Source organism: Embleya scabrispora DSM 41855 (assembly GCF_000372745.1).
Taxonomy (GTDB): Bacteria; Actinomycetota; Actinomycetes; order Streptomycetales; family Streptomycetaceae; genus Embleya; species Embleya scabrispora.
Genome location: NZ_KB889705.1, coordinates 1 through 25,968, shown reverse-complemented (window position 1 = coordinate 25,968; position 25,968 = coordinate 1). Strand labels below are relative to the sequence as shown.

At 71.6% G+C, this 25,968-nt stretch carries 17 protein-coding genes, 1 pseudogene and 1 CRISPR repeat array; of the genes and pseudogenes, 6 read left to right on the top strand and 12 right to left on the bottom strand.

The genetic code is table 11. The features are described 5' to 3' along the window. Positions 1-32 precede the first annotated feature (32 nt). Genes cas7e through cas6e form a run of 3 tightly spaced genes read left to right on the top strand, consistent with a single transcriptional unit; the run spans position 33 to position 2,742 of the window. Complete coding sequence (gene cas7e / locus A3IC_RS0140415; RefSeq protein WP_020555757.1) at positions 33-1,229, top strand: type I-E CRISPR-associated protein Cas7/Cse4/CasC; 1,197 nt, start codon at positions 33-35, stop codon at positions 1,227-1,229. Beyond that, on the top strand, positions 1,226-2,077 hold the full coding sequence (gene cas5e / locus A3IC_RS0140410; RefSeq protein ID WP_020555756.1) for a type I-E CRISPR-associated protein Cas5/CasD: 852 nt from the start codon (positions 1,226-1,228) through the stop codon (positions 2,075-2,077). The genes cas7e and cas5e overlap by 4 nt, the downstream gene beginning before the upstream one ends. Then, positions 2,074-2,742 carry a type I-E CRISPR-associated protein Cas6/Cse3/CasE gene (gene cas6e / locus A3IC_RS0140405; RefSeq protein WP_020555755.1) on the top strand — a complete coding sequence of 223 codons (669 nt, stop codon included), beginning with the start codon at positions 2,074-2,076 and terminating at the stop codon, positions 2,740-2,742. The genes cas5e and cas6e overlap by 4 nt, the downstream gene beginning before the upstream one ends. Before the next feature lie 215 nt (positions 2,743-2,957). Here the strand turns inward: cas6e and A3IC_RS0140400 are convergent, their stop codons facing one another. The 7 genes from A3IC_RS0140400 to A3IC_RS0140365 form a co-directional block, all read right to left on the bottom strand. Beyond that, positions 2,958-3,356, bottom strand: coding sequence for a PIN domain-containing protein (locus A3IC_RS0140400; protein ID WP_020555754.1), 399 nt, complete (start codon positions 3,354-3,356; stop codon positions 2,958-2,960). Further along, positions 3,353-3,628 carry a hypothetical protein gene (locus tag A3IC_RS0140395; protein WP_020555753.1) on the bottom strand — a complete coding sequence of 92 codons (276 nt, stop codon included), beginning with the start codon at positions 3,626-3,628 and terminating at the stop codon, positions 3,353-3,355. Before A3IC_RS0140395 ends, A3IC_RS0140400 begins: the two co-directional genes overlap by 4 nt. Before the next feature lie 280 nt (positions 3,629-3,908). Then, the gene (locus A3IC_RS0140390) at positions 3,909-5,525 is read right to left on the bottom strand and encodes a hypothetical protein (protein ID WP_020555752.1); all 1,617 of its coding nucleotides are present in this window, start codon (positions 5,523-5,525) and stop codon (positions 3,909-3,911) included. Between the two features lie 308 nt (positions 5,526-5,833). Continuing rightward, entirely contained in the window at positions 5,834-10,657 is a 4,824-nt protein-coding gene (mobF, locus tag A3IC_RS63320) for a MobF family relaxase (protein ID WP_020555751.1), read from the bottom strand. 671 nt (positions 10,658-11,328) lie between these two features. Then, positions 11,329-11,751 (bottom strand): hypothetical protein, encoded by a 423-nt coding sequence (locus tag A3IC_RS59385; RefSeq protein ID WP_020555750.1) that lies wholly within the window; start codon positions 11,749-11,751, stop codon positions 11,329-11,331. 203 nt (positions 11,752-11,954) lie between these two features. Then, positions 11,955-13,613 carry a hypothetical protein gene (locus A3IC_RS0140370; RefSeq protein WP_020555749.1) on the bottom strand — a complete coding sequence of 553 codons (1,659 nt, stop codon included), beginning with the start codon at positions 13,611-13,613 and terminating at the stop codon, positions 11,955-11,957. Next, a complete protein-coding gene (locus A3IC_RS0140365; RefSeq protein WP_020555748.1) occupies positions 13,610-15,100 on the bottom strand; it encodes a hypothetical protein in 1,491 nt (496 codons plus the stop codon). Before A3IC_RS0140365 ends, A3IC_RS0140370 begins: the two co-directional genes overlap by 4 nt. A 582-nt stretch (positions 15,101-15,682) precedes the next feature. Here A3IC_RS0140365 and A3IC_RS0140360 point away from each other — a divergent pair. Both A3IC_RS0140360 and A3IC_RS0140355 read left to right on the top strand, forming a co-directional pair. Continuing rightward, positions 15,683-16,189, top strand: a complete 507-nt coding sequence (locus tag A3IC_RS0140360) for a hypothetical protein (RefSeq protein WP_020555747.1) — start codon at positions 15,683-15,685, stop codon at positions 16,187-16,189. Continuing rightward, positions 16,186-16,710 (top strand): NUDIX hydrolase, encoded by a 525-nt coding sequence (locus A3IC_RS0140355; protein WP_020555746.1) that lies wholly within the window; start codon positions 16,186-16,188, stop codon positions 16,708-16,710. The genes A3IC_RS0140360 and A3IC_RS0140355 overlap by 4 nt, the downstream gene beginning before the upstream one ends. 547 nt (positions 16,711-17,257) lie before the next feature. Here A3IC_RS0140355 and mobF (A3IC_RS0140345) read toward each other — a convergent pair. Together mobF (A3IC_RS0140345) and A3IC_RS0140340 are read right to left on the bottom strand one after the other, a co-directional pair. After that, entirely contained in the window at positions 17,258-18,805 is a 1,548-nt protein-coding gene (gene mobF / locus A3IC_RS0140345; RefSeq protein ID WP_020555744.1) for a MobF family relaxase, read from the bottom strand. Between the two features lie 258 nt (positions 18,806-19,063). Beyond that, entirely contained in the window at positions 19,064-22,390 is a 3,327-nt protein-coding gene (locus A3IC_RS0140340; protein ID WP_040877965.1) for a hypothetical protein, read from the bottom strand. A 357-nt stretch (positions 22,391-22,747) separates the two neighbouring features. Here A3IC_RS0140340 and A3IC_RS70370 point away from each other — a divergent pair, with 357 nt between their 5' ends. Beyond that, complete coding sequence (locus tag A3IC_RS70370) at positions 22,748-23,059, top strand: hypothetical protein (protein WP_020555741.1); 312 nt, start codon at positions 22,748-22,750, stop codon at positions 23,057-23,059. Here the strand turns inward: A3IC_RS70370 and A3IC_RS70365 are convergent. The 3 genes and pseudogenes from A3IC_RS70365 to A3IC_RS67880 form a co-directional block, all read right to left on the bottom strand. Then, positions 23,056-23,208 (bottom strand): hypothetical protein, encoded by a 153-nt coding sequence (locus tag A3IC_RS70365; RefSeq protein ID WP_020555740.1) that lies wholly within the window; start codon positions 23,206-23,208, stop codon positions 23,056-23,058. The two genes, A3IC_RS70370 and A3IC_RS70365, sit on opposite strands and share 4 nt — an antisense overlap. A gap of 8 nt (positions 23,209-23,216) precedes the next feature. Further along, positions 23,217-23,705 carry an NUDIX hydrolase gene (locus A3IC_RS59380; RefSeq protein WP_245599798.1) on the bottom strand — a complete coding sequence of 163 codons (489 nt, stop codon included), beginning with the start codon at positions 23,703-23,705 and terminating at the stop codon, positions 23,217-23,219. 284 nt (positions 23,706-23,989) lie between these two features. After that, positions 23,990-24,148: pseudogene (locus A3IC_RS67880) on the bottom strand (mycothiol transferase); the annotation flags it as partial. A gap of 442 nt (positions 24,149-24,590) precedes the next feature. Further along, positions 24,591-25,963: a CRISPR direct-repeat array (repeat unit 29 nt; unit sequence CGGCTCACCCCCACGCGTGTGGGGACTTC). Positions 25,964-25,968: the final 5 nt, after the last annotated feature.

Below are 25,968 nucleotides of genomic sequence, written 5' to 3'. Positions count from 1 at the left end.
CTCCTCGCACACCACTCCAGAAGGAGTCCTCCGTGCCGACCGCGCACCTGCCCGCCTGCTTCGTGGACGTACACGTCCTTCAGAGCGTCCCCGTATCCACGCTGAACCGCGACGACCTCAACGCCGTCAAGACGGTGGACTACGGCGGCGTACGGCGCACCCGCGTCAGCAGCCAGTCCTGGAAGAGGGCGCTGCGCCAGGAGTTCCAGAAGGAGATCGGCCAGTTCGCCACCCGAACTCGTCGGATCGGCAGGGCCGTTGCCGAGGTTCTCGCAGAGAAGCACGGCTGGGATCAGCAAGGAGCACGGCTGGCCGGCGCTCACATCGTGGCAGCCTCCAACATCAAGTTCGGCATCGAAGGGAAGCCGGACCAGGAGGATTACGAGGCCATCACCAACGGACTCGTTTACCTGTCCGCCGAGTCGATCGAAGAACTCGCCGACCTCGCCGCCGAACACCCCGACAAGATCAAGAAAAAGAAGATCGAAAAGGCGTCCGACAAGTCGCCGCTCCCCGCGGCCGACGTGCAAGAGATCATCCGTCGGGGCAACGCGGTCATCCATACCTTCGGCCGCATGCTCACCGAAGTCGACGACGCGGACGTCGACGGCGCGGTCCAGGTCGCGCACGCCTTCACCACCCACCGCAGCGATGTCCAAGTCGACTACTTCACCGCCGTCGACGACCTGAACGCGGCATGGGGCGAGACCGGCAGCGGCCACCTCAACGAGGCCGAGTTCTCCGCCGGCACCTTCTACCGGTTCGCCACCATCGACCTACGCGAACTCGTCACCAACATGGGGAAGGTCCACACCTCCTCCGACGGTCCCCGGGACGTCTCCGAGGACGCCCGCAACATCGCCGGGGCCTTCCTCTCCTCCTTCATCCGCTCCCTGCCGCAGGCGAAGAAGAACTCCACCGCACCGCACACCGCACCGGACCTCGTCCACATCAGCGTCCGCAGCGACCGCCCGCTGTCCTTCGCCGCCGCCTTCGAGACCCCCGTGCGCTCCGCGCAAGGCGGCGGACACGGCACCGCCTCCCGCGACCAGCTCGTCGAGTACGCACAAACCGCCACCACGCTCATGGGCACCGACCGCATCCTCGCTGCCCACTGGGCCGGCACCGGTCGGGAGATCGAAGGACTGGGCACCCGCCTCGACACGTTCGACGCACTGGTCGAGGCCGGTGTGGCGGCCGCGTTCGCCCCGCTGGAGGGCGGCGCGTGACCGCACCACAGCCGCTCCAGGCGCCCCAGCCGCCACAGGAGCCCGGGCTGCTGCTGCGCCTCGCCGCGCCGCTGCAATCCTGGGGAGAGCGCAGCCACTTCACCGAAGAGCGTGACACCGCGGCCTTTCCCACCAAGTCCGGTGTGCTCGGCCTCCTGTCCTGCGCGCTCGGCCGACATCGAGGGCAGGCCAACGACGATCTGCGACAACTGAGACTCACCGTCCGCATCGACCGCGCCGGCTACGTGCTGCGCGACCTGCACACCGTCGGCGGTGGCCTCGCCCCGAAGGACACCGTGCAAACGGCCAAGGGCGGCACCCGCGGCGCCAACACGTCCACCGTGTACGGCCACCGTCTCTACCTCGCCGACGCCGCCTTCGTCTGCGCACTCAGCGGTCAGGAGGAGCGGGTACTCGACCGCTGCGCCGAGGCGCTGGCCGCGCCGCGTTGGCCCCTGTACCTGGGCCGTCGCGGCTGCCCACCCGAGGGGCCCGTCCTGCTCGACCGCAGCTCCGACGTCCTCGGCGGCCTTCTTCTAGTCCCGTTGCCCGCATTGGCCCCGGCTCCCGTGGTGACGCTGCTCGCCGACCGCCCCCTCGGCTGGCTTCCACGCCATCCCGACGATCCCGACGACGGCACCCGCCCCGGCACCGAGGTTCAAGACGAACCGGTCGACACGGCCGCGGACCGGCGTACCTTCCGCACCCGTCGGCTCTACCGGGGTTCCTGGCACCCGCCCGAGCACCTGTACACCGGCGAACTCGGCAACAACTACCTCAAAGCCCTCGCCGCCCATCTGCACACCACCGCCGTGCCCTCGCCCGACGGTCCGGAGGCCGCCGTATGACCACCTGGCTCGCCCGCCTCACTCTCGACACTTCCCGGGCCGACGTGCGCAGGGAACTGCGCGACGCCGTCGCCATGCACCGGCGCGTGATGTCCCTCTTCCCGGACCTGCCCAAAATCGAAGGGGCACGAAGCCACTTCGGTGTACTGCACCGGGTCGAGCAGGCCGAGCGACAGGTCGTACTCATGGTCCAGAGCAACACAAAGGTCGCTCCCGGGCGGTTCCCGAACGGATACGCGGTCGACTCGGCTTCTCGCGACATCGAGCCGCTCCTGAACGCCCTTGCCCATGGCCGCCGCCTGTCCTACCGCTGCGATGCCAACCCCGTTCGCCGCCCCGGCCACACCACGCGGGAGCTGTACAGGAACCTGCCTCCCCTCGTTGCCCTCCACGGCCGCCACGCCGACGATTGGTGGCACCGTCGGGCGGGCCTGGCCGGTCTCAAGATTTACACCCACCTCTCCCACCCCCTGGACGCCGCTGTCGGCCGGAGCGGCACCGGTGGTGGCGCTCAGAAGGTGCGCCACCACCGCGTCCGCTTCGAGGGCACCGCAGAAATCGTCGATCCCGACGCGCTGCGGGCCGCGATGATCGGTGGCGTCGGAAAAGGGCGGGCATATGGGTGCGGGCTGCTGACGATCGCGCCCCTACGGCCGGAAGAGTAGACACCGGCGGGTGCCCTTCCTCGGCACCGGATCGGTCTTCCCCGCCCAGCTTCAACAATCGGAGTCGAGCACCCCGGAGCGAGCCGGACATTCCCGCACGCAGCGCCCCGCTCGACGTTCCGTGGGTTCTGTTCTCGGAGCAACTCGCGACGAGCGGGTTCGATCTCCCGCACCGGGTGCCTGCCAGTCCGGGACCCGGTTCTCGGCGACCTGGGTTACCAGTGTCCGAGCATGCCGGGTGAGTCGATGTCGACGGTGATGATGCCCGGGGGATAGGCGTCCTCGTGCGGGGTGAGCAGGATGGACATGCCGGTGAACTCTGCCCGGGGGAGGGCGCAGTACAGGGCGTGGCAGGTGTCCGGGCCGCCGAGGCTGTCGCGGATCATGGTGCCGACGCCGATCGCCGCGACGGTGTCCAGGGGGTCGACGTTCACGCTGGTCAGGGCCAGGACTCGGCGGGAGACGTCCTGTTCGTCGGCTTCGGCCTGGGTCAGGCACAGGGCCGGGATCACGAGATGATCCCCGGGGGTGCGGGCCATGTTGCCGGCGAGGAGGTTGAGCGTCTTGTGGCCGGCGGCGAGGGCTTTGACGGCGCCGGTGTCCAGGATGATCACGCGAGGGGTTTCCGGGCCTTCTCCGCGGCGATCCGGTGGATGTTGGCCAGGATGTCGGGCGCCTGCTCGAATTCCTCGTCGGTGATCGGGACCCCGATCACCGAGCGCACCGCCTCGCGGTCGGCGGCCAGACGCTCGGCGCGTTGGGCGGCGGTGGGCTGCTCGGCCGCGAGTACCTCGACCAGCTGGCCGATGCTCAACCCGCGTTCCTTGGCCAGCTGCGCGAGATGATCGCGGGTCTCCCGCGGGACCTGGATCGTCGTCGTTGTCATAGGGCCACTATAGACCGACTACAGAGCATGTCTTCGGGATCTCTGCTCGTGGCTGCTACCCGGCCCGCATCGTGAACACCGCCCGGTACGGTCGCCCGCCCCCGCGTGGTGTCGGCGAGTCCCGGTCCTGGACGATGCGCCGATGGACGATCAGACGCGGACGTCGCCCTCGCCGAAACGCACGGAGCGGGAGCGCGGCTCACCCCCAGGTCGGTCCTGAGGGTGGTGTTTTGCGGAGAGAGGTTGGGCACCTACCGCCGCGGTCCGCGGAGGGCGGGCCTCAGGTCTGGTGTTGTAGGAACGTGAGCATGTCTTCGCGTGTGGGGCCTGGCGGCCAGGTGCGTACCTCGCGTTCGAGGGCGGTGGTCTCGGCGGGGGTGGCGGTCGAACGCCAGGTGGTGTCGAGGTCTTGGCGTAGGAGCGCGGCTCGCCGGGTGGTGTGGTGCTCTTGGCGGTGTCGCAAGGCCGCTCTTTGGCGGATGCGGTTGATGTCGGTGCTGCGGACGCGGGTTCCAACGGCTGCGCGGTGATCGGCGTCGGTGGTTTCCGGTGTCGTGGTGATGTGGACTCGGCGCAGGATGTCGGCTCGCAGACCGTGGATGTGTTCGAGGTCGGCGTGTATTCGGGCGGCCACCTCCTCCGGATGCTCCCACGCGGTGGCCGGTTCGCGGGATTCCGGCAGGACTTGGGTGCCGGTGGTCGGGTCGTGGGCGGTGCAGTGCCACCAGACGATGTGGCCGTGGGGTGGATGGATCAATTCGGCCGCGAGGGCCGCGCTCAGGTCCGGGCCCGGGTTCGGTGGTGGGGGTTCGAGGCCGGTGTACTGGCGGACGCGGCCGCGGAGTCGGCGGAGTGTCGTCGCGGCGTAGGCGCTTCCGGAGGCGGCCCATCGGGACGTCGATGTCCAGGCTTGAGCTATGTCTTCCGGGGTGGCCCGCGCCCACCAGGCGCGATGCCACACGGCTCGCATCACGGTGCGGTCGGCGCGGTACAGGGCGCGGAGTCCGTTGCCGTCCGGGTCGGATGCGCGGTCCGGCGCCGGGGGGCGGGTGAGTTCGGTCCGGGCGATCGCGGCGCCGAGGGTGCGCGCGGTGAGCCGTGCGCGGATGGGGCGGGTCGTCGACGGGGGGTCGGCAGCGCCGCGCCGAGTCGGACGGCCGCCTCGGTCGGGCCCGTCGTCGGCGTATGGGGGTGGCGGGTTCGTGAGCCGGGCCAGGGCGCGCAGCGCGTGCGCGGTGTGTTCGGCGTGGACGCGCAGGTCGTGCAACCGGGCGCGTGTGGGCGTGCCCTGGGGGAGGGCGGCGAGGGTGTGGGCGTGGTGGGCAAGGGTCAGGCAAGCCCTGCCCTCCTGCTCGGCCTGCTCGGCGCGGGTGGCACCGTCCGCTTCGTCGATCCCCTCGACCGGACGGTAGTCCCGCGTCGCCGTCCATGCCCGGTCGAGTGCGGCGAAGACCTCGGCGCCGCCCCTCGGGACGATGTCCTCGCCGGCCCGCCAAGCTGCGTGAGCCGTGTTCAGTCGGGCACGGCTCGCCTGTACCGCTGCCACCACCGCGCCGGTCCGAGCGCGAGGCTGCTCGCCTGTGGCCTCGGCGCGTGCGATGCCCCTGGGCACGGATGCGCGGTCTACCGGCCGCCGTAGTTCCGCCGCTCGCTCGGCGGCTCGTTCGCACACGGCGTTCAGCGCTCGCCGCGCGTCCGGGTGGACGTGCGGAAGCGTCGCGCGCGCGGCGGCCGCCAGGTCGGCGTACCGCCGGGCCAGGAGGACTTCGGCGTCTTCGCCGCAGCGCAGGGCGACGCGCAGGGCGTGCCAGCTTCGGTTCAGCGCCCGGGCCGCGTCGTCGGTGTCAGACCATTCGCCGTGCGGATTGCCGGTCCACGCCTCCCACGCCAGGTCCACTCGCTCATGTCCCGGAGAGGAACCGGGCGAACGGCCAGACGAACGACCGGGCGAAGGGCCGGGCGAAGGGCCGACGGAGGGGCCGACGAATGAGCTACCGGGCGGGGTCCGTGGATCGCCGACCGGCGGGTGGGTCGCGCCGATGGGTTCGTCCTCTCGTCCGGTGATCGCACGTCGGCCGTCACCGGGGAAGGTGCGGGGGAGCGGGCGGGCGTGACCGATCCCGGGAAGGCCTTTCGGTGCGATCCGCGCCGCCCCCGCCCCTGATCGCCCACCCGTACGGACCCGTCCCAGCGCGGCCCGGCGGATCAGGGGGCGAGCTCGGGGCCCGCCTGGGGCACCATCGGCCGCCGCTCCGGCCTGCCGCCGGGCCCGACGGCCCCGCCGGTCGGGGTGGCTCGCCGAGGCGCCCTCGTGGTCGCGACTGCGTCGAGTGCCCGAGTGATGTCGCCGAGGCCGCGTCCCCCGCCCCCGCCGACCCGCGCGCGCAGTTCCGTTTGCAGCGCGTCGAGTTCGGCGCGGGCCTGGTGGGCCCGGGTGGCAAGCCGGTCCGCGTCCGCGCGTACGGCAAGTCCGGTGGCGCGGTCGACGGCCGCGGCGGCCTCGCGGTGGAGGTCGAGCGTGCGGGTCAGGTGGGTGTGCCGGGCGCGTACCGCGTCCCATTCGTACTCGGATCCCGCCGCCTGCCGGGCCCGGTCGAGGAGGCCGCTCACACGTTCGATGCGAGCGCGTTCCACCCGCGCCCGCGCGTGGTCGAGGCTGTTCGGGCGGCCCGTGCCGAGGGCGACGACGGCCGTGCCGAGGCGGTCGTGGGCGGCGCGCAGGGTCTTCTCCAGGAGGGGGACGCGCTCGATGGCGTCGACGCGTCGGGTCAGTTCGACCGAGTCGGCGTACAAACCGCGCGCGGCCGGGCCTTGTCCGGCCTCGGCGCGGGCGAGGATGGTGTCGGCCCGGTCGTGGAGTTTCGCGGCCCGGTTCTTCCGGGCGAGGTGCTGCTTCCGGGTGTGCTCGATGGCGCGGGCGAGAGCCGCCGCGTCGAGCGTGGCGGCGTCCGAGGCGAGCGCGTCGAGCGCGGGCGCGTCCGCGGCGGCCAGGTCGCGCCCCGGACCGGGCCGGTCGCCGTCCGACGCCCGAACAACGGACTCGCCGCTCCGCTGCTTTGCGAGCATCGCGGCGACGTGGTCGCGGGCCACGGTCTTGACGATCGACTCGCCCTCGGTGGGCTCGTCGAGCGGAAGCGGCCCGCGCACCTCGAACGTCTCCCGATACGCGGCCACGGCCGCCGCCGTGCGCAGCCAACCCTCGCGTTCGACCCCGGTCTCGGGAAGCGCCCCGAGGGTGACGGTCCAGGACTGGTCGTCGCCCGCGCCGTCGAGGCCCGGCGCGACGACGGCCGCGACGGCCAGGTGTGCGGCGCGGGCCTCGATCCGTTCGTAGGTGGAGCGGGCGTACGCGATGACGTCGGCGGTGTCGTGTTCGCGGGCGGATTCCGGCCGGGGCGGGACGGGCAGCCACGGCATCGTTCCCGACCGCGGCGGCTTGTCCTCGCCGTACAGCCGCTGTTCCATGCGCCACGCGAGCAGTTGCGCCGGACTGTTCACTGCGGCGAACTCCTCGACGACCTCGCCCGGCGGCACGGAGAAGTCCTGGGTCAGCGCGCGGGTCAGGGTGTCGTGCGCGTCGCGATCCCGGGTGCCCGCGAGCGCGATGTAGTAGGCGAGGGCGGGCCAGGCCTCGTCGTCGAGGGCCCGGTCGACGAGCGGGTCGGGAAGGGCTTCGCGGACGACGTCCGCGGCGCGTGCCTGTTCCTCGTCGTCGAGGCGGTACGAGACCAGGCCGTGGGCGTAGCGGTACCGGGGCGTCAGGGTCGCGAGCGAGGTGCGGGCGGTGAGGGCGGCGGCGATGTCGTCGTGGGCGGCGTTCTCGGTGGTGCCGCGGGCGATCACGGCGGTCAACGCCTGGCGGGCGGTGCGGCGTTGGCCGGCCGGGACGTGTCCGTCGAGGTCGAGGCCTTCGTCAACGACGACGTACAGGTGGTTGGCGGCGGCGCCGCGGGTGGCCATCACGTACAGGTTCTCACGGCCGAGGTCGGCGCTGACCAGGGCGCGGGCGACGTCGACGGTCATGCCCTGGGCGCGGTGGGTGGTGGAGGCGTAGGCGAGTTCGACGCTGCTGCCCACATAGGCGGGCGGCAGGGTGATCGTGCCGCCGTGCTCGGTATGGCGTACGGTCAGCGCTCCGTCGCGGCCCCGGCCGGTGACCTCCCAGACGTCGCCGTTCTTGACCCAGTCGCGGCCGGCGAACAGGGACATGGCGCGTTCGTTGCGGCGGGTGACCACGCGGTCCCCGACGCCGGCGCGGCCGCCGTTGGCCAACGCGACGCCGTCGCGCTCGACCTCGCCGGCGGCGACGCGGTCCGCGCGGGCGCGCTCGGAGAGTTCGCCGGCGAGCGCGTTGGTGGAGGCGATCATCAGGGACACCCGGCCGGCGGCGGTGTCGGCGCGCCAGTCCCGGTACACCCGGTCGGTCATCGACTGGAGCGAGCCGTCGTGGACGCGGCCGTGGCGCAGGTATTCCTCGACGACGGTGGTGTCGCCGTCGCGCAGTCGCAGCGAGGCGTCGATCTCCCAGGTGCGCGGGGTGCCGTCGGGTTCGCGAAAGCGCCAGACGCTGGTGAGTTCGGCGCTGTCGGCGTGGCGTTGCAGGTGGCGCAGGACGCCGCCGGATTCGACGGCCGCGAGCTGCTGCGGGTCGCCCACCAGGCGTACGACGCCGCCCGCGGCGACGTGGGCGCGGGTGATGGCGTCCAGGGTGAGGGTGCCGGCCATGCCGGCCTCGTCGATCAGGACGAGGGTGCGCGGGTGGGGGGCCACGGCGCCGCCGCGCAGTTGCGCTGCCCATTGGTGGGTGTTCTCGGTGGTGGCGATCCCGGCGGTGTCGGCGAGGACGCGGGCCGCGCGGGCGGAGGGGGCGAGGCCGACGACGGTCCAGCCGTCGAGTTCGGCGGCGCGGACGAGAACGCGCAGGGTGGTGGTCTTGCCGGTGCCGGCCGGGCCAATCAGCGACGTCAACCAGGTGCCGCTGTGCGCGAGATGGCGAACCGCGGCCCGCTGGTCGGGGGCCAGGGTGCGGCCGTGTTCGCGCGCGGACTCGGCCAGGGCCGCGTCGACGGCGGCGCGGGAGAGGGTGGGGGCGCCGCCGGCGCGGGCGTGGGCGAGGAGGCGGCGTTCGGCGTCGAGGATGGCGGTGCTGGTGTAACGGACGGCGGCGTGCGGTTGGAAGACGCCGGTGCCGTCCGGGCGGCGCAGGGCCGCAGGTTCGGCGATCAGGGCGTCGGGGGTGATCCGGACGACGCGGGTGCCGGTGTCCGGGTCGAGCAGGCGGTCCTCGGCGGTGGCCAGGCGCACGATCCGGGACACCGTCGCCGCGCGGTCCTCGGAGGAGGCGAACGCCGTGTCGCGGGTGACGCGTTGAGCCTCCGCCTCGAGGTTGCGCACGGTCCAGGTGGAACGGTGGTGCTGAACGCCGTCGACGGTGGCGGCGGCCCAGGCGGCGATCCGCTCGACGCCGATGTCGTCGGCGCGCAGTGTCCGGGCGGTGTGCGTCAGCCCGGCGAGGAACGTCGCGTACCCCGGTCCCAGGACACTCTCGGCGATCTCCCGCCACCGGCGGGCCTCGGCGGCGGCGGTGCCGCCCTTGTCCTTGCGGGGGCGGTTGTTCAAGGTGGCCTGTTGCAGGAGGTCGTACTCCTCGCCGCGGCGCGGTTCGCGGCCGTGCGTCTCGCGGAACTTCCGATACAGCGTGGCGAACTCGGCCTTGACCTGGGCCCGGCGGGAGGAGAAGGCCTCGTTGAGCGCGACGGGTATCTCGACGAGTTCGCGGATCGCGCGGCTGCCGTGGTCGACCTGGTCGGCGCGGACACCGGTCGCCCAGCCGAGACGGTGGGTGACGCCGTCGAGCACGGTCGAGTTGTACTGCTCGCTGAGCGCGACCTTGGCCGCGAACAGCGCACGTCCGTCGAGGGAACGCCATCGTCCGTCGGGGCCGAGGGTCTTGGTGGAGACGATGACGTGGGTGTGCAGGTCCGGGTCGCCGGCGCGGGAGGTGCGGTGCACGAACGCCACCGCGGCGACGCCGTCCGCCTTGACCTGCGCCGCGCCGCCAGCGCCGAGGCGGGTGAACGCCACGTCGTTCTCCAGGCGGGCGAGGACCGCGCGTACGGCGTCGTTGTGCGCCTCCTCGAGGGCGAGCCGGGTGGCGTCGTCGCCGGTGACCACGGCCAGGGCCCAGGCGGTGGAGATGCTCTTGGGCGGGGAGAACACGAGGTCGAACCCGGTGACGGCCTGGCGTTCGCCGCGGGTGTCCTCCTCGCGCAGGATCTCGGCCTTGGCGTGGGCGAGTTCGGCCTCGGTGGCGTGGGGGTGGGCGACGGCATGCGCGACAAAGCGGGTCGCGGCGCGCTCGGCGACGGTGCGGTGGACGGGGAAGGCACGCCCGAGCTGAAGCCCGTCCGCGGCGGCGGCGAGGTGGGCGGGACTCGCGCGGACGAGGACGTCGGCCAGGACGCGCTCGTCGGCGCTGGCGCTCTTCGCCAGACGGCGCGCGAGGTGGGCGACGCGGCGGGCGTCGGCGGCGCGTTCCTCGCCGCGGATCCGGTCGCGGAGCGCGGTCCGGGCCGCGCCGGTGACGTCGACGCCTTCGACGGCCATGCGTTCGTTGACCCGATGGGCGATGTCGGCGCCGGGCAACACACGTTCCACCACGGAGGGGTGCCGTTCCAGGGCCCGGGCGAGCGCGTCGGGATCGATGCCGGGGGTGACGTCGGGGCCGAGGCCGGGGAGGGCGCCGGAGGTGGCGCCGGCGTCGAGCGATGTGACGAGGGTGCGCGCGTACTCCCGGAAGAGCATCGGGTGCCGGCCGTGCCCGAAGAGATTCCGTATCTGCTCGCGGCCCGCCTCCGTACCCGCGACCCCCAACACCTCGGCGAGCGCACCCGTCCAGACACCGGGCGGGTTGTCGGTCGCGGCGTAGTAGGCGACAAGATCCTGCCCGAGCCCACGCCCCTCGTCGGCCACACTCACCGAATCGACCAGGTACTCCCACCCGTTCGGCCCAAGCTTGTGGAGCGTCATCACAGCGCGACCACCCCCGCCGCGCCGCGCCGTCGCGCCTGAACCATTGCCCGAGCCGTCATGCGGCGATGCTAGGAAGCACCGTCACTTGCCCACCAACGACGATGTGACGGGCGGGATCAGGGCGAGGGGGCGGGGGCGGTAGGGCCAGGGAGTGTGCCTGCAGGTGATGTGGTGGGCGAGGGGACTTGGCAAACTTCCGCGGGAGCCGGCACCTCCGGCAGTCACCGGATGGCCAGCCCCAGCTCCCCCACCCGCGTGGGGAGTTCACGTTGACGTCGAGGTCGTCCTGGGCGTTGTTCGGCTCACCCCCACCTGCGTGGGGAGTTCACTTGCCGACCTGCACATTCACAGGTACGTAACCGATCCGTGGCCAAACACTGAGGTAATCAGGCAACGACTTGCCTGAGTCGCACTCCACTCTCAAGAGCCAGAACCGAGCCATGCCGAAGAGCCCGACCAGGCCGACCCTCGACGCCGTCCCGAGTACGACCCCGAGTCAACCACGGAGCACGCGCCGTAGAGTCCGCGTCGCGCGGCCCGAGTCGGTTCGACCCGCTCGACCCGCCGCAACCAGCAGTGGGGCGGCGGCCCCCTTGCCCAGCGGTCCTCGATCGCCCCGCCACGCGCATGACCACTGATAGTGCACCAGGTGTGAGGGCTGTTTTGGTTCAGGGTTGTGGTGGTGGGGTTCTGGGGTGTCCCTTGCCGGGGCGGTTGTCGCGGTAGTGCTCGATGGTGTGGCGGTACCAGTGGGGGATGTCGTAGATGGTGTGGTCGGGGGGTGGGGCGTAGGGGTCTTTGGCGAATGTGTCGGGGTGGATGTTGATGAGTGTGGCGATTTCGGTGCGGTCCAAGAGGTCTTGGGGGTGGTCTTCGGTGGTGTGTGGGGGGAGGGGCCTGCCTTCGGCGTGTGCGCGGATTTCTTCGGCGTCCCAGAGTTGTCGGTGTCCGCGACTGCCGTGGGTGGGGTTGATGGGGGTGGGTTGGTCGGGGGTGGGGGTGTTCATGCGGCGGCGGAAGGTGCGAAGGGAGATGCCGTAGATGGTGAGGGCGTCTTGTGTGTCGATGGCCTGGTGGTTGGCGCGGATCAAGGACGCTCCTCGCGGGCGGTTGGGCCGGGGTGGGTGGTGATTACTTGTACCCGAAGCCTGGTGTGCGCGCGAGTACCCACGGCATGTTGCGTGCCGTGGGCGTTGTGTGTCGGGGGGTTGTCGGTGGGGGTGGGGTAACGTGGCGGTGTGCCGGACCCGCTTCTCTCGGGTCCGGCACACCTGTTTCGTGCGGGGTTTCGCGGTTACTGGGTGATGCCGGGGAAGGAGCGGCGGATGTGTCCCTGTTCAAGGGTCACGCGCTCGATGTCCACGCCGGTCAGGAAGTAGCGGCGGAGCGGCTTTCCTGTGGCGCGGTCGGTGTTGCGGAGGTGGCGGGGGTCGAGTTCTTCGATCACGATGGTCGGGGTTCGGGCGGCGGTGTTCTTGTCGCCCTTGACGGCTGTGGTCAGTCGTTCGTTGGCGAAGGGTACGGGGGCGATGCGCCAGACGGTTCCCCGGATGCTGGAGAGGCTGACTTCTCCGTATCCGCGTTCTTCTCGGGGGGTCATCGGCTCGTCGGCGACGGTGACCAGTCCTCGGAAGAGTCCGCGTGCGCGACCCTGGTTGACGATTTGGCCGGTGTCGATGGTGAATTCCCGGGACAGGACTGCGGACGGTGGCATGTCGGCGGTGCGCATGGCGGTGATGTAGGTGGTCACGACCGGGAGGATGGCCGTGCGGATGTGGGTTGCGGCGGTCGGGTCGATGGTGTCGAGCGCGGTGGCGCGGTCGGTGAGGACGCGTAGGACGTTGTCCACGTCGGTCCAGGTGGCGTCGGGGAAGGCGTCTCGGCGGGCGAGTCCCCGGGCTGCCTTGACGGTGAGGATGGCGTTGAGGAAGGGCCGTGTGGCGTCGGTGTAGCCGGATGTCTCGCGCCGGTTGGTGGCGGGGTAGATGTGGAGTGCGGTGAAGCCCCCGCCGGTGGGGAAGTTGGGTTCTATCGCGTAGTACGGGCCGTCCGCGTTGCGGAATCGGTAGAGGTCGACTTCGCGACGGTGGTGGGGGTGGGTGAGGGTGTCGCGTAGGGCTGCGCGCACGGTGGCGGGGTTGGGTGTGGTGTCGCGGGCGGTGATGTGCACGTAGCGCCGGGGCGGTGTGGTGAATTCGGGTTGATTGTCGGGGCCGAGTCCCGTCACGCGGGTGGTCGGCGCCGGTTCGGTGGTCGGTTCGACGGCGATGAGCGTGTGTGGCCCGGCGGCGATGACGTGGTGTCCGTCGATGTGGGTGTCCGTGACGGGCACCCTGCCCAACAGCGGTGCGAAGCGCAGTTCGACGGCGGCGGTCGCTGCGCCGTGTCCCAGACGGTCGAACACGGGGCGGTAGGTGCGCAGGATGTTCGCGACGTCTGCGGTGAACTGGGCTCGACTGGTGGAGTCGGCGTTGTGGTCGATCCATCCGGTCGTGTAGGGCGTGATGGAGAGTCGGACCCCGTCCAGGACGTCGGCGAGGGTGGTGGCGATGCGGGTATGCATGGCCGTGAGGTCCGGGGCGTTGGCGGAGAAGCCGACGGTGGAGATTCGGACCTTGGTCTTGAGGGTGTCGCGGGCGAGCGACAGGTAGTCGTCGAGGTGGGGGTAGCTCGCGATGTCGTTGTCCAGGTACGGGAAGATCGTTCCCGGGCGGTGGGCGTCGCGTCCTCGGGCGATGGCGATGCCGCGTTCGTCGGCGACGGTGGCCATGGCGTTCATGAGCGTGTAGAGACCGGGGCGGGTGAGCTGCCAGACGTCGCGTCCGGCTGCCTGGGAGCAGAATGCGCACCGGTTGAAGCATCCGGCGGCGGGGGCGAGGTACTGGAGTCGGGTGAATGCCTCGTCGGGCAGTGCCCGGAGTTGGTCCGTCGGGGACGGAAGGGCGTGGTTCACTGCTGGTCTCCTTCGGTGTGGGTGAACAGGCGGTCGAACGCCGCGAGTACGACGCGTCCGGTGGGGGAGAGGTCGTGGGGTCCGCCGAACGGGCTGGCGGGTCCGGCGGTGATTCCCTCGACGGTGCCCATCTCGGCTCCGGGGTGGGAGATCGTTCCGGCGCGGGGGACGTTGGCCAACAGCACGTGTCCGGTGTCGCTGTCGGCTTGGATGGGGTTGGCGCCGGGGCGGTCCCACTGGAGACCGTTCGGGGTGAGTCGGTAGATTCCGGCGCCGGGGAAGTCGTTCGGCGCGGTCATGCGGCGGCGGGCTCGGATCTTGAGGTAGTACGGTGCGGGCTTGCCGCCTCGGGCGCTGTCGAGGGTGGTCGTGTTGAAGTCGTCCGGGGACGGCAGCCACGTCACGCGGTGTCCGAGTTGGGTGGTCAGATGGGCCACCACCAACGGCGGGAATCCGGTGAGGAGTTGGTTGACGCCGGAGACCTCGGTGGTGCCCTGCCTGCGGGCGTTGATCTCGTTGATCACGGGACCGTGCGGGGTCCAGATGGTGTCGATGCCCCAGATGCCGACAAGGCGGTGTGTGCGCCATGCCCACCGACCGATGCGCGTGGCGGCGTCGATGATGTCGCGGACGCCGGACGCGGGCCACGCGGACGACCAGTCGTTCCCGGCGCCCTTGGCGGGACCGATACCGACGGCCGTGATCGCCATGGGGTTGTGCGAGGGGCGGTCGACGTAGACGCGCACGCCTCCGTGTCCGTCGGGGATGGAGACGACGGTGGTGTTGGAACTCCAGCCTTCGACGAACGCGGAGACGCGCCACGGACCGGGGAGCGCGGCGGCTCGGGGCATGTCGTGACGGCCGTTCACGAACACGGTGCCGCGTCCGCCCCCGACGTGGCCCGACTGCACGACCAGACGGCGCGAACCGACGTCCCTGCGCATGACCGCCGGATCGGGCAGGTGTCGCCCGGTGTAGGTGCGCGCGCGGATGATCATGTGGTCGTGGACTCCCGCGTCGCGGAGGATGTGCCCGACGGCGGCTTTGTCCTCGATGGTGTGGCGGGTGGCGAGGGGGATGCCCGCGACCGTGCCGTTTCGCCCGGCGAGGTCGGACAGGTGGGGAACCGCCCACCATCCCGCGACGACGGGCGGACGCGGGAAATCGGCGACGCGGGCGGCGGCTCGGTCGGCGATGACGGGCCACCACTGGTGTTTGCCGTCTCCGCCGCCGCGCTCGTGGGTGTCGTCCTCGGCGGCCAGGGTCTCGCTGGCGCGCGCGGCGTCCCAGGAGGAGTACGAGCCGAGGGCGAGGGCGGGGCGGAATGCCGCGACCGGGGCGGGACCGGTGCGCGCGACGCGTCCGGCGGAGGTGTGGCGGTCGTAGTTGACGAGCGGGCGACCCGCGAGTGCGGCGGTCAGTTCCTCGTGTGCGGTGGCCGTGCGGTCGGCCAACCCGTGCGGCTGGGATGTCGTGTCGTCTCGCATGAACTAATTCCTTCCGATTCTACTACGGTCTCGGGTAAAAAAAGAGGCTCGTTCCCGTCTCCCTTCCTCCGTCCGACACCTCCATGATACCGGTCGCAAGTGCCATCGGTCAATGGTCCTTCCCATCCCCGGAACCGCCGGTCGCCCCGGACGCGACATGCCCCCGGGGGGAGCGGTGCGCGGGCGCGCACCGCTCCCCCCGGGTCGGTGCTCGTGTCGCTCCCCGTTCGGCCGGGCACAGCCCCGACCGCGTCCGGCGTGGGGGTCAACCCGGGCGCTCTTCCCGGGTTGACCCCCACGCCGGACGCGGTAAGCCCTCGGCGGCCGAACGGGGAGCGACACGAGCACCGACCCACACCGCAACCTCCGCGCCCGGCGCCACCGACGACCCGAGCGGGCACCCACGCACGCCGCACGCCCACCCCTCCCCGGAGGCCGCCGGGGTCCGGGGCGGCGAGCGCCCGGGAACGAACCCCGAAACGCCACCACCCCACCCCGGCCGACCCCACGACGGACACGAGGCCACCACCACCGACCAGCGTAGTAGATTCGGAAAAAGTCCCCCCGCGGAAAGCACCCCCCATGACCGAGATCATCCCCTGGGACACACCCGAATTCTGGACCGTCCACCACGTCGCCGCCCACTACGACGTCACCGAAGCGACCGTCACCCGCGAATGGGTCCACTGGCCCCAATGGCCCGCGGCCACCGAAGGCCTGGGCAAACGCCGCGCCACCCGAGGCCGACCCATGAAGGTCTACCCCCGCGACGCCGTCGAAGCCGCGATCCGGGCCCACACCACGACCAACCCCGAATTCGGACCACCCACACGACCCGACCGACACTGGCCACGACACGACCGCGTCACCCTCGCCGAAATCGCCCGCCGCCTCGACCGCGACTACGTCGAGATCCGCAACTACCCCCGCCTCTACCCCGACGACTCCACCAACCCATTCCCCACAACCGACACCGACGGCCTCCGCTCCTGGGGAGAAGTCATCGACTGGCACACCTCACGACGCGGAATGGGCAACCGCTCCACCACCAAAACCACACCCCCGACCGACAACGAGAACCCCCGATGACCCCAACCCAACCACCCTTCCACCGCATCAAAATCCGCGTCGCCGCAGCCGTGTTCGCACACGAAACCGTCGCACTCATCAAAAGAACCAACCCCGACGGAATCGACCACTACACCCTCCCCGGCGGCAACGTCGAACCCGGCGAACCCCTCCTCGACGCCCTCACACGCGAACTCGCCGAGGAAATCGGCCTACACCCCGAACAAACCCACACCGGCCCCGACCTCACCTGGATCATCGACGCCATGGTCACCCGCCCCGGACCCACCACCCCACCCCGAAAACTCCACCTCGTCTTCCGCCTCCACATCCACCCCCGAACCCGCCACCACCTCCACACCACCGAAATCGACGACAACCAAACACCCGGAACCATCGTCTGGACCAACTACCGCGAAACCACGAAACTCAACCTCTTCCCCCCCATCCCACTCGCACAACTCCCCCACCCCCACACACCCCTCGACACCACATCCGCCCTACTACCCCCCATGAACGACGACACATACCAATGGCTCTGACCCCCTCCGCCCCCGACACACACCACAACCACCGCCCCCACGATGCCTAGGTGTGGGGAATTCCGGATCGGCCGAGAACCCTTGGAGGGACTATCAAGGACTCGGTGTACACCCTGCGCAAAGGGAGTATCCGATGACCGATGTGGCGATTACGACGACCGGGTCGAGTGCGGTGGAGGACGTTTCGGGAACGTCCGCGCCGGCTACCGGGCAGGGCGTGGACACTACGTTGACGGCGGCCGTGGCCGAGCTGGCGGAGAAGGCGGCCGAGCAGGCCAGGGCGGGGTGCGTCTGCTCGGTGAGGGCGGCCTGTTGCAGGCGCTCGCGAAGCACCTGATGGAGGATGCGCTCGACGCGGAGATGGACGAACACCTCGCGGCCGAGCAGGCCCGGACCGGTGGGGCGAGCGCGCGCCGGGGCGGGAACGCCCGCAACGGCACCCGCCGCAGAACCCGCCTGCGGGACCTCCGGGATCAGGTGGCCGGATCTCCGACGATCCCTCGCCCGCGGGCGGAGCCGGTCATGGTGATGGCGCCCGGACCCGGATCTACTCGACGGCGGCAACCACGCGCGGTGCCGGAGCGAGGCGACCCACGATCGAGGCGGATTCGTGGTCGCCGCCGATCGAGTGGCGCATTCGCAACGACGCGGCCTCGACGATGTACCCGCCCCTCGGCCCCGACGAGACAGGGTCTGATCGGACGACGCCCACAAGGGCTTGGTCGGCCAGGTCGTCCACCAAGTGCCGGACGTTACGGGTGGCGAGGCGGTCGGGGAGTCGGCGGCACAGTTCCGCGACGAGGTCCGGGCGGGTCCAGGCGTCCTTGACGGCGTCTAGGGTCGTCGTGGCGCGGGCCACGATCGCCGCTCGGTCGGGGTGTTCGGCGTCTTCCGGGCCGATGCGGTGCAGGGTGGCCGCGGGGATGTCGGTCAGGGCGACGCCCGGGTCGCGGTGGGCGGCTTCGGCCCAGCGGGTCAGGAGTTCCGTGCGCGGGAGCGGGACTCGTTTTTTGTCCTCTCGGCGGAGCAGGGTGATGTGTTGGGCGATGGCGGTGAGTTCGTACGCGGAGGGCTCGCGGCCGTAGGCGGCGGTGAACTTGGCGGCGTAGACGGTGACTTCCGCGGCTATCGCGCGGCGCCTGGAGGAGAAGCGGGCGCGGAGGGATTCGGGGATGCCGACGATCTCGCGGGCGCGGCGGTCGGGGCGGGTGGCGAATTCAACGCCGAGGACGTGGGTGAGGGTGATTTCGGCGGCGCGTTCGCACAGGTGTCCGGCGGCCTGCTTGTGGCGGTGGATGCCGCGGCTGTCCAGGGTGCGCCAGGCGCCGTCGTCGGCGTGTACGCGGTTGAGGACGGCGGTGTGGACGTGGAGTTGGGGGTCGTCGTCGCGGGAGGTGTGTTGGGGGAAGGCGGCGACGGTCCAGCGGTGTGCGCCGACCCAGCGGCCGGTGGAGGCTCCGGTGGAGGTGCGTCCGTGGCGGCCGGCGCGGGCGAATCCGGCGTTGTCCTGGAGGTACTCGAGGCCGGTGCGGACTCCGGTCAGCCAGGCTTCCCAGACCCGGTCGGCGTCGGTGTCGCGGCCGGCGAGTTGGAGGGCGGCGTGGAGGATGGACCAGGATTTGGGGGCGGACCAGGTGAGGTCGAGGTACTTGACGGCGGTGCGGGCCTTGCCGCGGACGCGGGCCTCGATCTGCCGGCGTCGGGCGGGGGTCGCGTCGGGTTCGGCGGCGAGGGCCTCGGCGATCGCGGCGCGGGTGCCGGTGGTGTAGTCCCTGGGGCGGGGGCCGAGGCGGACGGTGTCCCGGGCCGCGTCGGCGGCCGCGGTCCATGCGTCGGTGCCGAGTGGGTCGGTGATGTCGGCGATGGCGGCGGCGAGTTCGTCGCGGCGGCGGGGGTCGACGAAGTCGTGGTAGAGGTTTTCGAGGACGGCGTGGTCGACGGTGCCGTACAGGCCGAGGTCGGGGGCGCCGCGGCCGAGCCAGTGGCCGGGGGGTTCGCCGGCGATGGCGGCGTCGCGGAGGTGGTAGTGCTCGGCGCCGCGGGCGACCTGCTTGGCCAGGTAGGTGACGTCGCTGCGGGGGGCGATGGTCAGCACGGGCGGCCGGCGGGTGGGGTGGCCGAGTGGGGCCCGGTCGTCGGTGACGTGGGGGCGCGGTCGGCGAGTTGCGGCCGGCGGGTGGGGGATGGGGCGCGGCTTCCGATGTCCATGATCCGGAAGGTGCGGGGCCTGTTCGTGTTGTGACGGTGCGCGGGAGGCGGGGCCGGGACGCACCGGTTCCCGGGGTGTGGGGACCGGGGGCCGGTGCGGTGCGTTCCGCCGATGGGGCCGGGTTTTCGTCGGGTGGGGCGGGGCCTATCCGCTCAGCTCGGGTACGGCGTCGTCGGTCGGTGCCGGTACGCCCGGGCCGACCGGTGAGACGGAGTGCCGCCCGGATCGGTGGTGGGGGCGGGGCCGGGCGTGCTCGGCCGCCAAGGCGTCTTCGGCTTGCCTCAGGAGGCGATCGGCCATCCGCAGGGTCGCGCCGTCCGACTCGGATCGCGGGACCTGCGCCGGCGGGTTGTCGGCTCGATCGGTGACGGACGCGCTCACCCGGGCGGCCTCACGCGTCGGTTCGGGTGTTCCCGGGTGGGGATCCTGCTGTCGAGACGCGGGTTCGACCGGTGCGGGGACGCGTTCGCGGTGTCCGGCTTCCGGGCTCGGCGGGGGCGGCTGCCGGGAAGTGTCCGGTGGTACGGGGGAGTCGGCCGTCGGCCGTCGGGGCGGCTCTTCGACGGATCGGGTCGGGTCGTGGTCGGCCGCGGGCGTGCGGTCCGTGTCGGCGTCGCCGGTGTCCCGTTCGAGGATCGAGCGGAGTCGGGCCGATTCGTCGTCGGTGAGGGCGCGGCCCCAGGACCGGTGGTACTCGGCGGCGATGTCGCGGTGGATGCGGTCGGTGTCGACGGCCGGGGGGCGGGCGGCGCGGAGCAGGTGTCGCGCTTCCTCGGGGTCGCTCGCGAGGCCGGCCAGGTGGCGGGCGCGGAGGGTGTGGGAGCGGGCCTGCTGACGCATGGCGGGGGCGTCGGCCGCAGGGATGTCCCCGGCGGCGATGCGGGCTTCGATGCGGTGGGCGCGGTCGAAGAGGCGGGCGGCTTGGGCGGCGACGGCGCGCTCGGGGGCGCCGGTGGGGTCGAGCGGCGCGGGGTCGTACTCGCGGACGCGTTCGGTGACCACGACGGCGGGGGTCTCGGGGGCGAGGGTGATGCCGAAGTGGGCCTGGACGCGGTCGGCGAGGAAGGTGAGGGCGTCGGTACGGGCGGAGCCCTCTTCCCAGTCCTGGACGCCACGCCACATCCAGCCGATCTCGACCGGGCGGGCGTCCTCCCACCAGCGGTGGTCCAGGGCGGACTTGAGGGCGGCTCCGGCCTGGGCGAGGTCGTGTTCGGCGCGGTCGCGGGCGGCCTGGTCGCGGCCGATCTCGGGGATCCGGGCGGCGGTGACGACGACGGGTGCGGCGTCGGGTCGGTCGGCGGGGACGACCTCGACGACGGCGCGGCGCAGGGTCGCCGGGTCGGTGCCTCGGGCGGCGAGGTCGGCGAGGACGCGGCGGCCGACGGTGTCGGGGGTGTCCCGGGCGAGGGCGGTGTGTCGGCCCTGGTCGATGAGTCGGGTGTGCGGGAGGGGGTCGCGGACGGTGTAGGTCCAGTGGGCGGCGGGGCCTTCGGCGGGGGTGGGGTGGCCGCGGGCGATGGCGGTGTTGAGGTTGACGCCGTTGACCGCCGGGGTGGGGAGTTCGACGCCGTGGTGTTGGAGGATGCGGCCTTGCATGTGGCGCAGGATTTGTGCGGCGGCGACGTCGTGGTGGGCGGACCATTCGACGGCGCGTTGCCAGACGGCGGCGATCTGTCCGGGGTCGGCGCGGCGCCACCAGGCGCGGTCGCGGACGTCGCGCATGACCTGGTGCGCGGTCGCGTGTTCGACGCGGATGTCCCGGACGAGTCGGTCGTGTTCGGGCCCGGTGGCGTGCAGGTGGGCCTTCGCTCGGGCGTCGCGGCCGGCGATCCCCTGTCGTGCGTGTTCCTCCGCTTCGGCGACGCGGGCCAGGAGCGTGTCGGGGTCGGGTCGCCGGCGGGGTGGGCGTGGGGTGAACGGGGAGCGCGTGGTCCGCAGTCGCGGTCGCCGGTGGGGCGGGTCGAGGGCGTCGGCTTGGCGGTGGAGGTGGCGGGCGTGGAGTTCGGCGGCGACGCGGAGTTCGTGCAGGGCCTCGCGTTCGATGCGGCGTTGGGGTGAGGCGGTGAGTCTGGCGGCGGCTCGGGCTACGGCGGCGTAGCGGTCGCCTCGGTCGCGGAGGTCCCGGAGGTGCCGGCTGGGTGTGTCCGGGGGGACGCGGGGGTCGGTGGCGATGTTCCAGGCGCGGATGAGGGCGCTGTGGTGTCGGCGGCGGAGGGGGTTGCGGCTTCGGCCCTGGCTCCGGCGGTTGTCGCGGGCGTGGCGGCGGTGGGCGGATTCGAGCGCGATGCCGTTCCAGTGGTCGAACTCGGATCGCGGTGGTGGGGGCGGGTCGGTGGGTGGTGTCGCGGGTTGGGGCGGTCGGGTAGGGGCGTCGGCGGGTTTGGCCTGGGCGGTCTCGGTGGTGGGGTTTTCGGTGGTGGTGGGTGGTGTGGCCTCGGTCGGTGGTGTGGTGTGGGTTCGGGTCCAGGCGAGCGTCCGCGGATTGCCGCTGTCGAGGTCGCGAATCGTGGCGTCGAGGGTGTCCATGTGGTGGCGCGCGCGCTGCCATATGGCGCGGAGGGCGGCGCGTTCGGGATTCCGTGTCCGGGCGGTGAGTGCCGGGCTCAGATTCTCGATGGTGGAGACCAGGGTGCGGGCGTGGTCCGCGAGGACGCGGAGGTTGTCGGAGCCGACGGTCGGGGTGTCCGTGGCGTCGGTGGGATCGCCGAGGTGGATGTCGTGGGCGGTTCGGGCGGCGCGGAGGGCGTCGGTGAGGGTGGCCCGGAGCTCGCGGACGTGGTCCGGTGTGTCGGATCGGTTGTCGATGGAGGCCTTCCACGCGTGGGCGGCGTCGTCGATGCTCCGGGTTTGGGCGTGGGCGTCGTCCCGGGTGGTGTAGGGCGGGGGTTCGTCCGGGTCGTGGTTCGTCTCGGCGGAATCGGTGGCGGTGTGCGCGGGGTCCGGCGCCGGGTCGGGAGAGGTGGTGGGGTTCGGCTGCTCGGTGTCGTCGGTGGCGGGCTGGTCGGGGCCGTCGGGCGCCGAAATCGGCTGATCGGGCGGCGGGTTCTGCGGTTCGGCGATGGGGCGGCCGTCGGTGCGGGTGCCGTCGGTGGTCGGCCCGGTGTCTTCGGGGTGGGGTGACGGGAGAGCCGCGGACGTGGGGGTACCCGAGTCGGCGGTCTCCGTGCCGGCATGTACAACGGTGGCCGCCGACTCGGGGGCTCGGTGGGCGGCGCGGTCTGTGGCCGTCTCTTGGGGGACCACCTCGTACGCGGGGTGCTTTGCGAGGACTGCCTGCAGGTGGGCCATCGCGGCGCCCGCCCGGTCCGGCGGTGGTTTCCAGACTCGGGGTTCGTCGATTCCCGGCTCGAAGCCTTCCGCGCGCAGGATGACCTTGAGATCACGGTCGGCGGGGTCGATGTCGTGGACGCCGGGGTCTTTTCCCAGACGGATCACGATCGGTGTGCGTCCGTCCGCCCTACCTTCGGACATGGTCGTGCCTGCTCACGTCGTGCCTCCCGGGAAGTCGCCGTCGTGGTCGGGGAGGTGCGCGCGCGGCGCGGGTTGTGACGGGGGAGTCGGAGGCGGGTGCGCGGCTCGAGGGCGACCAGGCCGCGCAGGTGGATCTCGTGGTGGGTGAGCGGGTTGAACAGTCCGTCGTGGTCCGTTCGGTCGAGCAGTCGTCGGCTGGTGGCACAGGTCCGGTCGAAGAGCCCCCTGTGCTCGGCGGCGTGGGCAAGGAAGGGTTGGACCGCGGCGGGTGACGGCGAATCCCCTGCCGGTCCAGTGGGCGGCGGTGGCCATGCGCTCTTCGGGGAGGATGTGTGCGAGGGCCACGCCTAGGCCGGTGTGGGCACGGCCGAGGAGAGGGAGTACATCGCGTTCGATGTGGCCGTCGGCGACGCGAGCCTCCGGGCGGGCGACGAGTGGCCACAGTTCGTTGACCGCCTCGGTGGCCTGTCCGCTTCGGCGGGCGATCTCGGCGAGGCGGACGGTGGAGTCTCCGAACCGGAGCATCACGGCGAAGTCGACGTCTCCCGGATCGGTCACGCCAGGACGTGCGGTGGGATGCCCAGGTGGACGGCGACGCGCCGTCGGGATTCGACGTCGGAAATGGTCCGGCGATGGTTCTCCAGCGTGGAGATGAACGTCTTTTCTTAGCCCAGGACTTCGCCCGGCACGGTTGGGATCAGGGCGTTGACCGCGCGGTGGTGGCGCAGGATGCGGGCGAGGTCGCGGGTGGTGAGGACGGTTTGGCCAGCGGGGGTGGCCCACCGCCACATCGTCGCCGGGTCGGCTCTCGTGGGCACGGTTCGGGTCAGGCCCGGTGGGGGTGGTCGAACCACGTGTCGATGGAGCGTTTGTATCCGTCCGGCATGAACAGGTCGGGGATCTCGGCCCGGCCGAAGAGTCCGATCTCCTTGTGTTCGTGGCTGAGGACCGGTGTGGTGGCGGTGTCGAGGGGGTGGACGCCGTAGGTGACGATCAGGACGTGCCGGCCGGGGATGGGCCGGTACACCCACGTGTCGAGCAGGGGGCCGGCCTTCGCGTCCCAGGTGGTTTCCTCCGCAATCTCGCGGACGACGCACTCGGCGGGCTCCTCGCCCAATTCCAGGCGTCCGCCCGGGAGTTCCCATTCCCGGCGCTCGTTGCGCAGGAGCAGGACCCGGTCTTCGGGTCGACGACGACGCCCTTGACCGAGACGGGCCAGGCGTGGGGGGCGGGGACGTCCATGGAGTCCTTCACGAATTGTGGTCGGGCGCGGGACCTTCGGAACCCAGTACCGGGTTGAGGCGGCACGGGACACCTTCGTCGATGACGCCGGGTTGACGATCTGTGACTGTACGGCCGGTCGGGGTTCGGGGCAGGGCGGCGTGAACAGGACTCGTCATCGGTTTCACTCGCAGGGCGACCGGACCAGGTTCGGAGCATGCGATCCGGTGATATCGATCTGCGAGTGGCGCCGGGCGAACAAGCGCGTTGAAGAACGCCCGAGCCATGGCCACGAGGTTCGACAAGCGCGGCTACATCTTCCACGGCACCGTCACCATCGCCTCGATCCGACTCCGCGCGTGATCTCCGCCGTATCTGGTCGCCGGTCGTGCCGTCGGGCATCTCGCGCAGGATGTCCAGGTGGCCGTTGTGGCGGGCCGTCTCCTCGGTGAGGTGGAGGATGATCCAGCGCAGGTCGACACGGAGACCGTCGCGGACGGCTCCCTTGGCCCGGGTATCCAGGCTGTTCCCGGCGACCGGCAACGCTCGGACGTGGTCGCGCCGGCCCCGGCGGACCCGGTCCCGTCTTCGTCGGTCCAGGAGTAGCCGTTGCGGGCCCATGCGTAGCCGCCGATGTCGATGTTCGCGAGGAGGCTGACCGTCCGGTGCTCCTGGGAGATCAGCCAGTTCTCGAAGTGTCCGGTCTGAGCGGATGCGAATCCCTGTGCTCGGTGGTCGGATTCGATGCGGAGGAAGTCGAGGTATGTGCTGTGGGCGGCGGGGTTGAGTTCGAAGGTCCACGATCCCGCGTAGTGTCCGCTGGCCGCGAAGAATCCGCCGCCGAGGATGACGTTTTCGTCGCTCATCACGTCGGCGGTACCGATGGTGGCCCGCAACGCTGGCCCCTCGGTGGTCACAGCGGGGGCGGCTAGCCGGACAAGGGTTCGTTCGTCGGCTCCCGCGCGATACATCGATACCGCGGCTCACCCCCACGCGTGTGGGGACTTCTCCGTTCCCCACTCCTGGAGTTTGCGGCCGACCGGCTCACCCCCACGCGTGTGGGGACTTCATGCCGGGGGTCGCCTCGGTGGCGGCCTCGTTCGGCTCACCCCCACGCGTGTGGGGACTTCGAGGACCGCCGGATCAGCGCCCTGTCCACCGCCAGCTCACCCCCACGCGTGTGGGGACTTCCCGGTGCTCCCGGCGCTCCCGCTCTTCTTGCCCGGCTCACCCCCACGCGTGTGGGGACTTCGCATGGGCCCAACTCGACTGTGACCCCTGGGCCGGCTCACCCCCACGCGTGTGGGGACTTCCCGTCCGGATCTACATCGTCCTCGCCGCGCACCGGCTCACCCCCACGCGTGTGGGGACTTCAACACCGCCGCGACCCAGCACTACCAGTTGAGCGGCTCACCCCCACGCGTGTGGGGACTTCGGCTTGACCTCGGAGCCCGGGGCCGTGGCGGTCGGCTCACCCCCACGCGTGTGGGGACTTCAGCCAGCCGACGGGGGCGATATCGGCATGATCCGGCTCACCCCCACGCGTGTGGGGACTTCCGGGTTTCGGCTTGGTGTCGTCCGCGTTCGGGCGGCTCACCCCCACGCGTGTGGGGACTTCGGCACGCCGTTGGGCCTTGCGTTCCTGCGTGACGGCTCACCCCCACGCGTGTGGGGACTTCGTGCAACGTCGATGGTGTCGCGGAGGAAGGTTCGGCTCACCCCCACGCGTGTGGGGACTTCTCCGCCCAGATCACGGTGCCGCCAGCGAGCGCCGGCTCACCCCCACGCGTGTGGGGACTTCGTGGGCCCAGCTGCACGACCAAGGCCGGATCGACGGCTCACCCCCACGCGTGTGGGGACTTCGCGGCCGAGCTGTGCGCCATCGAACCCGGCCGCGGCTCACCCCCACGCGTGTGGGGACTTCTCTTCGATGACGACGATCACGCCTATGTCCGACGGCTCACCCCCACGCGTGTGGGGACTTCTGCACCAGCGGCGTCCGCACCGACGACCAAGGCGGCTCACCCCCACGCGTGTGGGGACTTCGCTTCCGATCGGATTCAGCCACGACACCGCAGAGGCTCACCCCCACGCGTGTGGGGACTTCCCGTCGTGAGCTGGTGGGGTAGCGCCGACCTGCGGCTCACCCCCACGCGTGTGGGGACTTCCGAACGCAACGCTCGCGAGGCTGTGGGCGGATCGGCTCACCCCCACGCGTGTGGGGACTTCGCCGTGTCGTAGTCGTCGGTGATGATCGCCGTGCGGCTCACCCCCACGCGTGTGGGGACTTCCCGGGCCCGGCGTTCGGACGCGCGGAGGACGACGGCTCACCCCCACGCGTGTGGGGACTTCCCGGG